This window comes from Trichocoleus sp. AS-A1, from assembly GCF_039962015.1.
Lineage (GTDB): Bacteria > Cyanobacteriota > Cyanobacteriia > Cyanobacteriales > FACHB-T130 > FACHB-T130.
The window spans coordinates 114,471-130,594 of sequence record NZ_JAMPKG010000005.1 but is presented as its reverse complement, the minus strand read 5'-3'; the positions used below and the strand labels follow the sequence as shown (position 1 = coordinate 130,594).

General features: G+C 47.0%; 10 protein-coding genes. 2 read left to right on the top strand and 8 right to left on the bottom strand.

The annotated features are described in order from the left end of the window. Positions 1-28 precede the first annotated feature (28 nt). The 3 genes from NC994_RS05845 to NC994_RS05835 all read right to left on the bottom strand — a co-directional run bounded on the left by NC994_RS05845 (position 29) and on the right by NC994_RS05835 (position 2,128). The gene (locus NC994_RS05845) at positions 29-1,129 is read right to left on the bottom strand and encodes a DJ-1/PfpI/YhbO family deglycase/protease (RefSeq protein ID WP_190413066.1); all 1,101 of its coding nucleotides are present in this window, start codon (positions 1,127-1,129) and stop codon (positions 29-31) included. 95 nt (positions 1,130-1,224) lie between these two features. Then, positions 1,225-1,632 (bottom strand): DUF2267 domain-containing protein, encoded by a 408-nt coding sequence (locus tag NC994_RS05840; protein WP_190413065.1) that lies wholly within the window; start codon positions 1,630-1,632, stop codon positions 1,225-1,227. Positions 1,633-1,870: 238 nt separating this feature from the next. Continuing rightward, a complete protein-coding gene (locus NC994_RS05835; protein ID WP_190438605.1) occupies positions 1,871-2,128 on the bottom strand; it encodes a hypothetical protein in 258 nt (85 codons plus the stop codon). 917 nt (positions 2,129-3,045) lie between these two features. Here NC994_RS05835 and NC994_RS05830 point away from each other — a divergent pair. Together NC994_RS05830 and NC994_RS05825 are read left to right on the top strand one after the other, a co-directional pair. After that, the gene (locus NC994_RS05830; protein WP_190438602.1) at positions 3,046-5,559 is read left to right on the top strand and encodes a PAS domain S-box protein; all 2,514 of its coding nucleotides are present in this window, start codon (positions 3,046-3,048) and stop codon (positions 5,557-5,559) included. A 148-nt stretch (positions 5,560-5,707) separates the two neighbouring features. After that, a complete protein-coding gene (locus NC994_RS05825; RefSeq protein ID WP_190438600.1) occupies positions 5,708-7,849 on the top strand; it encodes an EAL domain-containing protein in 2,142 nt (713 codons plus the stop codon). 68 nt (positions 7,850-7,917) lie between these two features. Here NC994_RS05825 and NC994_RS05820 read toward each other — a convergent pair whose 3' ends face one another. From NC994_RS05820 to NC994_RS05800, 5 genes are all read right to left on the bottom strand, one after another. Then, complete coding sequence (locus tag NC994_RS05820) at positions 7,918-11,496, bottom strand: AAA-like domain-containing protein (protein ID WP_190438598.1); 3,579 nt, start codon at positions 11,494-11,496, stop codon at positions 7,918-7,920. Continuing rightward, positions 11,493-12,923 carry an AAA-like domain-containing protein gene (locus tag NC994_RS05815; RefSeq protein ID WP_190438596.1) on the bottom strand — a complete coding sequence of 477 codons (1,431 nt, stop codon included), beginning with the start codon at positions 12,921-12,923 and terminating at the stop codon, positions 11,493-11,495. Before NC994_RS05815 ends, NC994_RS05820 begins: the two co-directional genes overlap by 4 nt. 361 nt (positions 12,924-13,284) lie before the next feature. Then, on the bottom strand, positions 13,285-13,857 hold the full coding sequence (locus NC994_RS05810) for an HD domain-containing protein (RefSeq protein WP_190438723.1): 573 nt from the start codon (positions 13,855-13,857) through the stop codon (positions 13,285-13,287). Between the two features lie 109 nt (positions 13,858-13,966). Continuing rightward, complete coding sequence (locus NC994_RS05805; RefSeq protein WP_242032572.1) at positions 13,967-14,623, bottom strand: hypothetical protein; 657 nt, start codon at positions 14,621-14,623, stop codon at positions 13,967-13,969. Positions 14,624-14,930: 307 nt separating this feature from the next. After that, positions 14,931-15,953 (bottom strand): serine/threonine-protein kinase, encoded by a 1,023-nt coding sequence (locus NC994_RS05800; RefSeq protein ID WP_190438594.1) that lies wholly within the window; start codon positions 15,951-15,953, stop codon positions 14,931-14,933. Positions 15,954-16,124: the final 171 nt, after the last annotated feature.

Below are 16,124 nucleotides of genomic sequence, written 5' to 3'. Positions count from 1 at the left end.
AATGCCCACCTTACTTGGCACTCAAAACTTACATCTTGACGGAAACACCAGTCGTCGGCTTCGCAGGCTTCACTTCTTGACCTGCCATCCGAGATTTATAAAGTGCCGCCAAACACTGTTCGTACTTCGACAAATCCACTTCAATCTCGGTGAGAATGGCGGTAGTAATCGGATCGGTAAATTTCATCCGCAAGTTGTTAATATCGACAACGCCGGTTTGCAAGTCGCCCATGCTGCGACGCAAAAGATCGGTGTCGTCACTGCCTTGCAGAGAAGCTTTGAACTTGGCATATTTGTCAGCAGCTTGTGCCGGAATCGAGGGGCTTTCTCCCAGAGCATTCAGCCGTTCTTCCAGCATTTGAATGTGATGCTGCTTATTTTTGATCATGTCTTGCAGCATCGAGGTCAATTCTGCATCGGTGCTTTTCTCGGCATACTGCCCAAACGCTTCTTGCGAATAACGTTCGCCAGCCAGCGCCGTATTCAAACCTTTGGCAATATCGCCCTTGGTGGAACCGCCCCAAGAATCAGCCAGTTTCCACCATTCAGCGGTGATATCGCTTTCATGGGGTAATGCAGCTTCTTTGCCACCGTAACCGAGACGGCTGAGAATTGCGGTGGTAAAAATTGCCAAATCACCCGGTTGACGCGAGGTGATCAGGTTGCCGTCAACCACGACCGGCTCATCCACATAATGGGCACCGGCATTGATAATGTCTGTGCGGATAGAGAAGAAGCCCGTTGCTTGCTTACCTCTAAGCAAATCAGCTTCAATCAAAACTTGTGGTCCGTGGCAAACGGCAGCCACCAATTTCCCATGCTCGAATGCGTCTTTTACAAAGTTGACGGTGTTGGGGTTCGTCCGCATCATATCCGGAGCGATGCCGCCGGGGATAATGACTGCATCGAAATCGAGAGCCACGGCTTCTGTCGTGGTGCCATCCGGTTTCTGGGACAATTTGCCTTGTTTACCGACATAATTCTCGTTCATCCGAGAACCGAGGACAACGACCTCCATTCCCGCCATCTGCAAGGCTTTATAAGGGACTTGAAATTCAGAATCTTCAACCCCATTTTCGATTAGGATGGCAACTCGCTTCTTGCTGCCGTTATTATTTTGCTGTGTCATGGAATCTCCTTTTTTATGAAAATTTTGCAAGAAAAAAATTTTTGAGCGATCGCGAGAAAAAGTAAAACTCCTTTGGAGTTTTACCTTTAAAATTCTTACGAACTGGGAACTTCACTCAATGAGGTTCCGGTAAGAAATAGCTCTGCGTCATCTTCTGAAAAATTAGCGCGGACATCTGCAAACTCACCAGGCGTTACGGCTTTTTGCAGCACTGCGAACACCGCTCGAACATGAGTTGCAGCATCGCTGGGATCGGTTCCCTCTTTTTCGCTGACGCGCTGGTAAAACTCTTGCAGCGAGAAAAATTGACCGTTTTCGCCCTCTCGCCCACGCAGACACTCTTGTAGTTCTGCTGGCAGTTGTGAAGCTAGGTCTTTTGCCTCGTCTCCAACGATGCGTTCTTTCAGTGTTTCCAGCGTGGCACGAGTGGCACGTTCTGCTTCCTGACGGTGGCTCAGTTGGGCAACGCTTTGAACCTGTTTAATGAACTGCTCGTATTTCACTATTGACCTCTTAAATCTTTCCAACTTTCACGCTTCGCTCTCTTAATGACTTGCCAAAGCGTTGAATCTTTCTAAAAAAAGTACGCTCCTTACTCCATGAAGTTCGCGCCGTAATTGCACGATATTTTAATTTGCACGTTTTTTACTCGTGCAAACTAGGGAATTCGTGGCGGCTTCAACCACGAATTCTCTCAAGAATTTAAAGGGGGAAATAAGTCTGAGCTAGCTTTTGCGATCGCTATCTAGCAACTGCCTCCTGCGGAGCAATCCGCTTGGCAAGCAATTCTTTCGCCCGTTCGGCGCGTTGAGATTCTTCTTCTTCTAGTTGCTGGAAGAACTCTACGAGTTCTTCATCTCCAGCTTCCTCAGCATCCTGAATATAAATTTCGTAGGTACTGGCACCCTCTAGGGCATGGTATAGCACGCTGATCAGGTTGTAGTGTTCGTCTGCGGTTCCCGTGATGATCTCATCGTCATGATTGCCGTGATGCGTCATTTTCCCCTCCTTTTGCTTTCCCTAACAACTCAGCGCTAGAGTCTAAGTCTTGACTTTAAGCCTATGTATTCCCTCTAACGGTCTGCTTCGCTCCTAGGTGATATATCTATTTGTTTTTAATTCGCTCCAAAGTCATAGGTTTACTTACCAGTAAATCGCTATGCTGAAATTTAATCACCGTAATTTTTGCGGGGTGCGGACAATTTTAAATTGCGAATAGCGAGTCGTTATTTGCTTAAATGAGCGCACCCCTTTATTCTTATTTGAGATTCTTATTTGAGTTTGAGAATTTAGATAAATTTATCAGTTGGGTCTTTCGCCGAGAAGGCAATCTGAATCAGGCGCAGTCCTATGACCGAGCAACCCGATACAGAAGCTCAAGAGACTGCGAACAAAGATTTACCGTAGGAAATTACCGTATTTTCAGGCACTAGTGTCCACCTAGAACCTGCATGCAATGTCGGCATTCAATGTCGGCGACAATCGCCGGATGCGGGATGAGATCGGGCATAATAAATCACCTAACTAACCCAGTACTGACGTAACCCGGTACTGACTGGGGGCAATGTGGATGCCGCTTAAAGTGTAGATTCAGTCAGTGATAAAGCGGTGGCTGGAATCGCTGTCATCTGGATCGGGACTTAAGAGAAGATTGTAAAACAGAAGATTTTAGAACAGCGCCACGGTCGTCGTTAGAAATTAGACCAATGTTTTTTAAAGATTATCTGGCGCGTAGAGATTAATCTGTTCCGACCACCTCAGGTAGAAACTCAGACTAAATAGCACTGAAGTTTGTATATTGCATCACACCGGAGAAATACGTCATTAGGTATATTAGAGAGAAGTTAAGATTCGTGTACGGTAAGAAACCGAGGCTTAATATTCGCTACTAATTACTTCTGAGAGCTGCAACTGCAATGGCAAGCCAGCAAGGCAAGGTAGGCAAGAAGTTTCACACTATCGAGCGGCACGGGGAAGCGGGAGGGTTATGCGATCGCATCCTCGCAACCATGCCTGTAGGTCTTGTGATTGTGGATGCTCGTACCCCCAATCCTTCTATAGCCTATTGCAATCCGGCTTTTGAGAAGATAACGGGCTATGCTTCAGCAGAAGTCATCGGACGCAACTGCTTTTTTTTGCAAGGAATCGATACTGACCAGGATGCGATTGAGCAAATTCACCAAGCCTTGCAGTTAGGGCAAGAGTGCCAGGTAGTGTTAAAGAATTATCGCAAAGATGGCACGCCTTTTTGGAATGAGCTAATTGTTGCTCCTGTCTGGGACGCCACTGGTGAACTGACTCAGTTTCTGGTTTTTCATACAGATATTACCGAGCGCCAGCTCGCTGAACAACAGTCACAAGCGGCGTTACAACAAAGCGAAACCAGGCTGGGGCTTGCTCTGAATGCTGCCAGTATGGGAGTTTGGGAGTGGGAGAGGCAGACGGGTCAGCTAACCTGGTCGGCAAATGCGGAATCTTTATTAGGTTTCCCACCTGGTTCCTTTGGTAGCACTTATGAAGCTTATTTAAAGTGTATTCATCTGGAGGACTGCGATCGCGTGACGGAAGCGATCGCGCAGATTGTACAGGCATCCAGAACAGAAAACTTGGCAGGTCGTCTCTTTAGCCTCGAACATCGTCTCCTTTGCCCGGATGGTGCAGTTCGGTGGGTTGCCGTTACGGGTACCCTGTTTTGCGACCCAACCAATACACCGGCACGGGTTACTGGGACGGTGATGGATATTACAGGTCGCAAACAGGTAGAAACAGCCTTGTGGAAGCAAGCGACTGGAGAACGGCTGCTCAGAAACATGAATCAGCGCATCCGCCAGTCTCTGAACCTGGAAGAAGTCCTGAAAACGGCTGTATCGCAAGTCCGGCAATTTCTCAACACCGACCGGGTAACGATCTACCGCTTCGATTCAGATGGGCGTGGAGTTGGGGTTGTAGAATCGGTCGGCACGGGTTGGACTAAGAGTTTAGGAACTCAGATCCACAGCAGATGTTTTGGGGAAAATCACCTGCCTCTTTACCAACAAGGCGAGGTTCAAGCGATTGAGAATATCGACACGGGGAATCTCAGCCAGTGCCAGATTGATTGGCTAGTGAAGTTTCAGGTAAAAGCCAATCTGGTCGTCCCGATTGTCCAAAACAAGACGGAGGTGAAAGGACTCTTCCTCAACCCTCATACCTCAACCAGCCCTCCTCCCCCATCCACTCCTCAGTCCTCAGTCCTCAGTCCTCAGTCCTCTTCCAACCCTCAATTATGGGGGCTGCTTGTTGCCCAAAACTGCACCGAAACCCGGCAATGGCAGGCATCGGAAGTAGAATTGCTCAAACAGCTTAGCGTGCAACTAGCGATCGCCATTCAGCAATCGACGCTATTTGAGCAACTGGAAGCCGAACTGGTCGAACGGAAGCAAGCGGAGGAAGCATTACAAAAATCAGAAGCACAATTAAGGAAAAAAACGACCAAACTTAAACAAGCGCTGCATCGGCTGCGGAAAACCCAAACCCAGTTGATCCAAAGCGAAAAAATGTCCAGTTTGGGGCAGTTAGTAGCGGGTGTCGCCCATGAAATTAATAACCCCGTCTCCTTCATTTATGGGAATTTGACCCCGGCTTTGCAGTATGCCCAAGATTTGCTGCATTTGTTAAACCTCTACCAGCAGCACTATCCTCAGCCAGCAGCGGAAATTCAAACAGAAGCCGAGGCAATGGATTGGGAGTTTCTAGTCGAAGATTTCCCAAGGCTATTGGATTCTATGCAAATGGGGGCGGAACGCATCCGCCAGATTGTCCTGAGCTTGCGGAATTTCTCCCGCCATGATGAGAGCCAGAAAAAGCCGGTGGATTTGCATGAAGGCATCGACAGCACCCTGTTGATCTTGCAGCATCGATTGAAGCCACAGGGAGGAAAACCAGGTATTCTGATTATCAAAGAATACGGCAACCTACCCCAGGTGGAATGCTACGCAGGGCAGATAAATCAGGTTTTTATGAATCTGCTGAGCAACGCCATTGATGCTCTGGAACGGGAAAACGTTCAGGCTTCATGGATGATGAATCATGGAGAAGAAAGTAGCGATCGCCAATTCCCAATCGCCAATTCCCCTTTACCGACAATTCGGATTTGCACAACAGCGAACAACCAAAATCAAGTAATTATCCGGATTGCAGATAATGGTTGCGGCATTCCAGAAGCAGTCCAAAAACGAATCTTTGACCCCTTTTTTACGACTAAACCTGTAGGAGAAGGGCCTGGGCTGGGGCTGTCCATTAGCTACCAAGTGGTGGTGGAGCGTCACGGAGGTCAACTAAAGTGTCTGTCAACGCCCGGACAAGGGACAGAGTTTGTTCTAGAAATTCCACTTCAGCAATCTACCGCCTCTGCAACCCCACTCCCGATGGCTCCCTCCCAGGTTGCGTAATCAGTAGTTAGGTATACGCTGATGAGTGGCAGACGATCCCAAGAGGGAAATCTTAAGAAATAATAAAGAATTATCAGGAAATCCTAGCCGGAAAAATATGGAGCCGATGGAGCTGAAACCAATATCCCAGTCCCACAGGATAAGGACGATGCGATGCGAAAGGATCGACACTGCTAGGAACGGTGACGGTTCCAGTCTGGGTATATTGCCACAGCATTGCCTCAGTTCCTTGGGATTAGGTAATGAACAGCTGCTACGCGCCAGTGTTGGAAATGCACCAATTATTTTGTATGCCCTAGATAGCAATGGCATTTTTACGCTTTCTGAAGGCAAGGGACTGGAGGCTCTCGGACTGAAAGCCGGTGAGGTAATCGGGCAGTCGATCTTTGACCTTTACAAAGACCGGCCTGAAATCTTAGCGAATATTCGCAACGTTTTAGCTGGAAAAGAAGTAACCTGGATTGTCCAGATAGGCAATGTGGTGTACGAAAACCGTACCACCCCGCTGCAAAATCAAACAGGTCAAGTGGTTGGTCTAGTGGGTGTGGCGATTGACATTACGGAACGCCAGCGCACAGAGGAAAGGTTACGGCAACTGGCGGCGGCGGTTGAATTTGCGGAAGATGCGATCGCGATTACTTCGACTCACTTAACTTTTCCCGGCCCAGAAATCATCTTTGTCAATCGCGCGTTTACGAGAATGACCGGCTACACCCCAGAGGAAGTCATCGGTGAATCACCGAGGATCTTGCAAGGACCCAAAACCGATCGGACTCTCCTCGACCGACTGCGACAAACTCTGTCCGAAGGGAAAGTATTTTATGGCGAAGCGATTAACTATCGCAAAGATGGCACGGAGTTTTACAACGAGTGGCACATCGAACCAATCAAAAATGAACAAGATGAGACGACTCATTACCTAGCAATTCAACGCGATATCACTCAGCGCAAGCAAGTAGAGTCGCAATTATTCCATGCAGCCTATCACGATGCTTTGACAGGCTTGCCCAACCGAGCACTTTTTATGGATCGGTTGCGACAAACCCTGGAACGGGCGAATCAATGCCAGGACTATTTATTTGCTGTGCTGTTTTTGGATGTCGATCGATTTAAGGTGATTAACGATAGCCTGGGACACCTAGCGGGAGATCAATTGCTGGTAGCGATCGCTAAAATTCTACAGGCATCGGTGCGCCCAGAAGATACGGTGGCACGGTTGAGTGGAGACGAGTTTGCCATCGTCCTAGCAGATTTACCAGACCTGAGCCAAGTCACCCGCATTGCCAATCGATTGCAAAGGCAACTGCGAAAACCATTGCAGATTGAGGGGCAAGAAGTATTCAGCACCGTCAGTATTGGCATTGCTTTGAGTATGCTGGGCTATGACCAGGCAGAAGACATCCTGCGCGATGCCGACATTGCTATGTATCGAGCAAAGGCACTAGGGAGGGCGCGGTATGCGGTGTTTAACAAGACCATGCACCACCAAGCAGTTGCCCGATTGCAGATGGAAACGGATCTGCGACACGTTCTGGAACGCCAGGAGTTACGGCTGCACTATCAGCCGATAGTATCGCTGGCAACAGGTCAAATTTCTGGCTTCGAGGCACTGGTGCGCTGGCAGCATCCCACACGCGGCTTAGTTTCCCCAGCGGAGTTTATCCCCGTGGCGGAAGAAACGGGACTGATTCTGCCGATGGGTGAGTGGGTGCTGCGCGAGGCTTGCAGTCAGTTGCAACGCTGGCATTCGGCATTTCCAAACCACCGGGGACTGACAATGAGCGTCAATTTGTCGGGCAGACAGTTTTTGCAACCCGATTTAATTGAAAAGATCGACCAGATTTTGCACAAAACCGAGTGCGATCCCTACAGTTTAAAGCTAGAGATTACCGAAAGCGCGATCGCAGACAATGAAGATGCGATCGCGATGCTGGAATATTTGAGAGTTTTGGGTGTTGAGCTATCGATTGATGACTTCGGCACTGGCTATTCTTCTTTAAGCCGGTTGTATCATTTTCCGATCAATACCTTGAAGATTGACCGTTCTTTTGTTAGCCGCATGGGCATCGGTGGCGAAAGTTTACCCATTGTCCGAGCGATTGTGACGCTGGCTAATAATTTGGGAATGGATGTCACCGCCGAAGGCATCGAAACGATTCAACAGATGAAACAACTCCAGACGATGGGATGCGAATCCGGACAAGGATATTTATTTTCTAAGCCAGTCGATAGCATGGCAGCCGAGACATTAATCGCCGCATCGTCGTGCTACAACCTCAGCCCAATCTGAGCGAATTCTCTTCAAATTTTGCAGGTAGAACGGATTAGTTTATGGTGAATACCTAATGTAAATCAGGATTAAATTCCATCGCAAAGATGGCGATCGCTTTCCTCCACATCTGCATTCGTCTGCAAATAATCCCGCACCCAATCGCATCCATACTGGAGGAAATCGAGCTGGAAAATTCGCTCTAAATTCCACAAAATTGCGGTTCTATCCTGACTTGCTGAGGCGATTAACTTCCCATCAGGGCTAAAGGTAACTCCGAACACCCCATCGCTATGTCCCTTTAAGGTTTCAAGCTCCTTACCGTCGTAGTTCCAAAGTTTGACTGTGCCATCGAAACTTGCTGAGGCGATCGTCTTGCCATCAGGGCTAAATGCTACCCCGAACACCCCATTTTTGTGTCCCTTCAAGGCTCTGATTTCTGTACCGTCGCGCCGCCAAAGTCTCACCATGCTATCCATACCTGCTGAAGCTAGGGTCTTGCCATCAGGGCTAAATGCCACTCCAGCCACCTGACGGCGATGGCTTTTTAACGTGTGTAGAAGCCTGTAGCTGGGTGTTCCAGATGTGGCATTATCCCACTGCCAAAGTCTGACGGTACCGTCCACGCTAGCTGAAGCAATGAGTTCTCCGTCAGGGCTAAATGCCACTCCGTTAATGTGATCGGTATGTCCTTGAAGAGTTGCCAATTCAGTGCCGTCAATCCTCCAGACTTTGACGGTTCTGTCCTCACCCGCCGAGGCGAGTGACTGTCCATCTGGATGGAAATCAACGGCGAAGACTCTGCCTTGATGTCCAGTAAAAGTGTGGAGTAAGGTTCCATCCAGTCGCCACAACCGAACAGTGCTGTCATAACCGCCTGTAGCAATAGTGTCTCCCTTTGGGCTGAAATCTACTCCGAAAACTTTATCCGCTTGTTTGGGGAACGTGCGAATTAAGCTACCATCAAGCCGCCAAAGTTTAACGGTATGATCGCGACTGGCGGTAGCAATTGTCTGACCATCCGGACTAAATTTTATGGTGTAAATTGATGCTTGATGTCCGTTAAGAGTCTGGATAAAACTGTCATCAAGCTTCCAGAGCGCGATTGGGCCATCCCAACTGGCTGAGGCGAGGATTTGTCCGTCAGGACTCCACGCCACTCCAGAAACGACATCCTTGGCGGCTGGCAGGGTTTTTACGAGAGTCCCGTCAAGGTTCCAAAGTTTGACTGTTCTATCAAGACTTGCCGAGGCGATTAAACGACCTTGAGGGTTAAAAGCGATTTTGCCTACTGCATCGCTGTGCCCAGTTAGAGTTTGGACTAACGTGCCGTCAAGATGCCAAAGTTTGACTGTTTTATCCCAACTCGCCGAGGCAATAAGATTTCCTTGGGGGCTGTTGGCGTAGCCTGCGCTTGGCGCATAGGCAACGTGCTTAACTCTATCGGTATGTCCGGTGAGGGTTCTCAGCAGTTGACCGTCTGTACTCCAGAGTTTGATGGTTTTATCGTGAGAAGCAGATGCAACGATCTGACTGTCAGGGCTAAAGGCAACGCTGGCAACTTCATCTGTATGTCCAGTGAGAGTTCTCAGCAGTTTGCCGTCTGTACTCCAGAGTTTAATTGTTTTATCTTTAGAAGCAGATGCAATGGTCTGACCGTTAGGAGCGATCGCGACTTCTGCAACGTCTTTGGTATGTCCTTTTAAGGTCTGCCACAAGGTATAGCTTGACTTTCCGTCTGGTGAATTTGTCCTGTTTTTGCGCCAAAGTTTAACGGTGTTATCCCCAGAACCAGTAGCAATTAGATCCCCTCTGGGGCTAAATACGACACTCCAAACCGTATTGTTGTGTCCTTGAAGCGTTCCTACTTTTGTACCGTCTTTTTTCCACAGATCGATGGTTTTGTCGGCAGAAGCTGAGGCAATGAGTTCGCTATCAGGGCTGAACGTTACATCATTAACCACATTGTCATGCCCGGATAACTGGTTATAGTCAACCGCTCCATAAACAGCCTGATGGAGAGCCTCCTTCACTGAGTGCTGAATATCTGCATCTGCAACATTCAACTTGTCTAATCGTCGCTGTGCTGCGATTGCTTGTACGAGTGCATCTAACTTTTGATTTGAGGCGAATAGTGCTTCGGAAGATTTAGCGATCGCTTTGATCTCGCTTACAGCCGTTTGCCGATACTGAACATAAACCGCTAGCCCCAATGCACAAGCTAAAATTAATACAATACTTACGACAAAAAGCAAAAACCTTTGTCGCCTAGAACTTTTTTTCTCTAGTGCTAATCTTTTTTGTTCCTCCGCCAGTCGCGCTTCTACTTCTTTCAGCCGTTCTGCTTCTAGAGTTTGCTGCATTTCCAACCTATCCAATTCGCCAGAAGCGGCTAAAAATTGATAGTCCAAATCGCTCAAGCTTTTACCTTGTGCCCATATTTGAGCGTCTTTCAGCGCTTGTCCGCGCAACAGCCGCGATGCATCCTTTTGCTTTGAAACAATCCAAGCATCAAAAAGTTGAGAGTAAGGGCGCAGTTCCTTTAATTGCTTGTCTACCCATTCGAGATTAAATACTTCTTCATAGATTCGATTTTTTATCTTTAAATAACCCTGAGCTTTTACCACTAAGCCTGATAACAACAGTTCTATTTGCTCTCGGCTGTCATCGGTTGGTACTTCCACACCTTGTAGGATTTGCTGGTAAATTCCCAAAAATCTGCCAGTGCGTTCCTCGTTGCGAAGGATGCGATCGCGTATTGTCTTTAAATGCTCTGGTTCATCTTGGCTTTCCCATTTATGAATGATGCGTGTCTTCACCAAGTTTTCTACCCAAAACGCCTCATTTCCTGGTGGAATGGTCAGAACGCTGTTCATCGTCTCAGACTCGCTCAATCGCGTGTCAACAAGATTCCCTACTAAGTTACACAGCTTTTGGGTGAGAAAGGGTTGCCCTCCACTCCAGGCTAGTATTTCTTTTAAAACGGTTTGTGAGTTTCCTTCTTTTACCTCTAATCCTTTCACTAATGGCTGAGCTTCGTGCAGTCGAATGCCAGTTAGTTCTATCGCTTTCCCAATATTAAAGGGGGTTCGGTTTCTATCAACAATGAGATCGCTTGGGGTTGCTACACCAAAAATTGCAAAAGTAATCCGTCTGTATTCTGGATTGATGGCTCGTTGGTTGTAGCAGAACCGAATCCAGGCAAAGAAGTCATCGACCGGAAAATCCAAACTTAAAATGCTATCAACTTCATCTATAAAGATAAATAGTCTTTCATTCGGAAATTGAACCAATAACAAATCGGCAAGAAATCGGCTCAACCTTTGGAGTAGGGAGATATCTTCTTGCTCTCGCCACCAAGCTTTCAAATTAAGTTTTTCTAACAAGTTAAAACCCGACCACAGATCGGCAACAATTCCCTTGTACCACTGAGTCGGCGTAATATTTTCACTGCCGATATTAGTCATATCCACAGCAGTGCATTTAAACCCTTCTTGTTGCAAGCGATAGCGAGTTCTCACCAGCAGAGAGGATTTGCCCATTTGTCGGGAGTTGAGAACGTAGCAAAACTCACCCTGTTTTAATGCTTCATAGAGTTGGGAGTCTGCAATTCGTTGTACATAGCTGGGAGCTTCGCTGGTTAGACTGCCACCGACTTGGTATTTCATCGCTCAGTATTCTTGGAGTGGCATTGGCATTCTTTTTTCTCTCCTAGCTGCGAGCGAAAATAGAGACGATATAGCTGGCAGCTGGGACTTGCTCGATTTCCATCCATTTGAATCAATCCCATACTTTCTAACTTATAGGCAGCGATCGCTTCTAATTGTACGCTCTCATCAGTAGTAACAACCTGTTGTAAAGCAGATGCTAATTGTGGTTCATCTTGGAGCATTACCAAATGACTCCGTAGATGGTCGCTATAAATCCCAGCGGGTGTAGGAGCAACTTGCAATAACTCCTCTAATGTCATCGCTCCTCGACGCAGGTGATAAAGCGCTACGCTTACCAAATAGGGATGTCCGCCCACCATTGCCATTAGTAGAGATGTGTAATCATTGCCGCAGGAAGTGCCATTTTGTGTCTCTATTTTATCGCTCCAATCAACTCCATAACGCTGTGCCAAATCCCGCACTTGTTCGCTTGAAAAATGTGGCAAACCAATGGATATTCCAACATTGAATGGGGATTGATTCAGCTTTAGCGGAATATAAATCTCTGTACTATGAACAACCAAAAGCCTGAGTTTTTGCCAAACTTCCACTGCCCGGACTTGTTCGTGCCAAAATCGCAGCATTGGGAGAAAATCTAAGCCGATTTTGGGATGTTCAAAAACCCGATTCACTTCATTCAAAGCTAACACCAGGGGGCTGTTAACTTGCTTGAACAGATAACCCTCAAAATAGATTTTGCAGCTAACTTTACTGCCCATATCCTCATCCCAAAACTCATCCATTAGGGGATTGAGATTCAACTGTCTGCTGACATTGGCACAGAACCAGCGTAGAAATTTATCGAGCGAGGCAAAAACTGCTTCGTCGGCTTCCTGAAAATCTAAAGAGACAGTTTTGTAACCAACATCTGTAGCGCGAGCCAGAATCCGAATAAGTAGGGAACTTTTCCCCATTTGCTTGGGTGCTTTGATGCGGAGCAGGCATCCAGGTTGGGTAATCTCAGTGTAGGCAAGTTCTTCAATCGGGGGACGATTGATGTAGAGAGGAGAATCTAGCGGTACAGAACCCCCAGGACATTTTTGCTCGGTTTCTGTTTCTGAAGCTGAAAAATTATTTTCTACTTCTGTGTATGTTTGCACCTCTTGCGCTTTATTTTGCTGTTTATCTGTCCGGTTTTGCTGGTGCAGGTTAACGAGTAAATGCAAATTTTTTTTCGTCACTCTCTGGTTGAGTGCTGCGGAGAGAGCCTGCCACAAGTGGGAGCCAACTTCTTTGAGGTAGGGGAGACTGTAAGCAGAATCCCGCGCCATTTCACGATAATCGTCTCCTAACCAAGAGCGATGCAGGATTAATCGCTCAACAGGACTGAGTTGCCGAAAAAGCAGAACTTTTTCTACGGCTTCCAGAACTTCATCTACATTCATGCGATGACATCATTTGACGTAGAATCACATTTAGCAAGTTGTCTACAGAATTTTCGGTTCCTAAAACCAAAAGTTCTATCTTAATATTCTTACTTTTTATCGATAAAAATAGATAATTTTTGTACTTTTTATTTGTCAAATAAAGGGAAAATAGGCTAGTTTTCGGAACTGCCTTCGCTGTATTTTCCTGTAGTGAAGAGGTTGGTACAGGAATTAGGGGGTCTCTACTTAAGAATCAGATGGCAACCCAAACAACCACGGCAAAAGCATTTTAGCCTCTTGTAAAAGTAATGATACCGCTCTCGCACGGGACTACCCCACGAATTGGCAAGGGTTTCAAGAGATTTGTCAGTCAAGCAGCTTAAGTCGCTTTGTCTACCTGATGTTCTAGTTCTGAAACGACCCGTTCTAATTCATCAATGAGTGGTGATGAACCGGCTTTGCGAAATGCGCCAACCAAAGAGCGATAATACCAAAGGGTTCCTTGTTTGCCTGCTTGGAAGCGTTCCCAAATTGCCTCGCCTACAATGTGATAATCAGTCAAAATCGAGCGGGCATTGTGGAGTTTATCGGCTGCTGAGACAAGACGCACCGAGGTTGAAGCAGTCGGGATATGGGCAATATAAGCTTCTTTGCGTTCCTGCCAAGGGGGTTTGGGTGTTGTGTCAGCATCGGTACAACCGTTGACAATTTCCGTAACGGTATCTCCAAACCGACGGCGAATTTCTTCTCGTGTCGCGGCACCGCCTTGGTCTTCGATGGCATCATGAAGTAGAGCAGCGATCGCTTCATCTTCATTCGCCCCATGCTCTAAGGCAATACTGGTGACGCCGAGTAAATGGGAAATATAGGGAACACCTGATCCTTTGCGAATTTGGTTCGCGTGCAAGGCGGTGGCAAAGGTCAGGGCATCTGTAAAGCGTTGTGAGAGAATCATTTTAATTTTGGGTAATGGGTAACAATCGATCGTTTTTAGTCGTTGGTATGTGGCTACTGACGAATGACAAATGACCCATTACTAATTCCCAACTACTTACCGATCTTTAGTGTAAGCCTGCCTCCCAAATGCCAATATAAACGCGATCGCCCTTATCCCGCTCAATCACTCCCCGCAGGGACTCTAGGGAAAAAAAGAATTTGGGAGACTGACGCTGCTGCACCTGTTGTAAACCCTGCTTGATGGCGTCGTTGAGCTTGCAACCCAACATACTATTCAACGTCACTAGGACGATCTCGCTATTCACCCATTGGGCAAAAGATGCTTCAGTTTGGCGTATGAGTCCAGAATTTTTATCAAATAAAAAACCCAGACTCACCTGATCTGGTATTAATTGATAGGATATGGCACGAGTATTCGGCCAGTAACCTCTAGTGGTTACGCCGGGACTGCCGAGTATTCGTTGGACAACGCTATTATGTACTCCTGGTTGAAATCCTGGAACGCCAACGCCCATCGGAATATCCTGACAAATATTGGCATTAAAATCGTCCAGGGTTGGCTCTGGACTCAATTCCGGTGGTATTTTTTCTAAAACCCGTGAAGGTGTATAAGGCTGAGCGCTCAGAAAAATGCTTACTGATACTACCAGCGGTTTTGGCAAGTGCTGAGGAAAAACTAATCCCTGTGCTGGTTTAGTAAACAGTAAACCAGCAAAAATATAGGCACCCATCAACATCATTCGGTGAGGCGGTTTCACCATGTCCTTAGAATTTTTTTTGCATTAGGTATTTACTCATAAAAAGCTGCCCTTTCATCCCAGAACATGGTAAAAGGACAAAAACTAGCAGTCTTCGCTTCTCAGTCTTACCTGGATCTGACGCCAAAGCGATCGCTCTAAGTTCCCCACGGTCTTAAGGATGCAGCGCATCCAGATTCTCGTTTTTCCGGGCGTCAGCGCCCAAAAACGAGGGAAACTAGGTTTTATTTGAGTGCAATTAGTTTCAGGATGCGACCGCATCCCGAACTGACAACTTCAAGATTCAGCTATCGGAGCCATCTTTTCTCTGTCACTTTTGACAAGCTTTTCGCAAGCGATCGCGCCAATTATGATTATCTTTTAATCTGTCTTCTTGCGCTTTTCGGAATCGCTCCCGCCACTCATTACTACCATTTAATTTATTTTCTTGTGCTTCACGCAATCGCTCCTGCAATTGGACAAGAGGACTGGGGCTAGCATTTGGGGGAGGTAAGATTCCCAACAATGCTAGCCATTCCTGCACTGACTGAGGGCGATCTTCTGGTTTTAAGGCCATACCTTTGACGATAGCGTAATTTACGCGATCGCCGAGGAGAGAATTAATGCGTTTGGGTGGTGTGAGTTCCATCCCATACGCTCTCATTGGTGAAGGTGTAGGTACTTGAGCCGTTAATAAGGTATAAAGCGTTGCAGCTAAAGAATAAACATCAGTATAAGCACCCCGTTTGGAGCGCCAGTCATACTGCTCAATCGGGGCAAAGCCGCTAGAGCAAAATTCTGTCTGGGTTTGGGTGATATCTGGGGTAAACTCGCGGGCAATGCCAAAGTCAACGAGAACCGCTTCCAAGACGCCCTCCATCTCAGAAGTGACAACATCGGCATTTTTACAACGCAGCATGATGTTGAGTGGCTTGACATCCCGATGCAGCAAACCATTGTTGTGAACCAGTGTCAGGGCATCACCTATCTGCTGAATGTAGCGCAATGCTTCCGCCTCGCACATTGCCCCTTTCTGCCAAACTCGATGGGCTAGACTTTCTCCCGCAATATATTCCATCACAATGCACCACAGCCCATCCTCTTGAATGACTTCATCAATTTTGACGATATGAGGATGATTAAATTTGGCTAACCGCACCGCTTCATTCAGAAAATCCTGCTGAAATTTGCCGAAGTCGTGTTGGCGTTGCAGAAAGTGGTTGAGGGTTTTGATGACAAGCAAATTGCCTTTTTTGTTTTTAACCAAATAGGCGATCCCAAAACCACCTTGTCCAAGCACTTTTTCAATGGTGTACTTGCCGTTTTGTAACTTCTGCCCAGGATTCCAAGCCATTATTTCTGACTCCCTTGCGCTTGCATCGATTTTGGCGCGGTCTGAAGAAGTATTCAATTTAACTTAGTACAAGTGTACTATAGTCAAGGTACAAATACAAGCGATCGCGCTTTAGCCTAAGCAAAAAGCAATCTTCATGGCTGTGATACTCTACCGTGAAGCTCGGTAGTT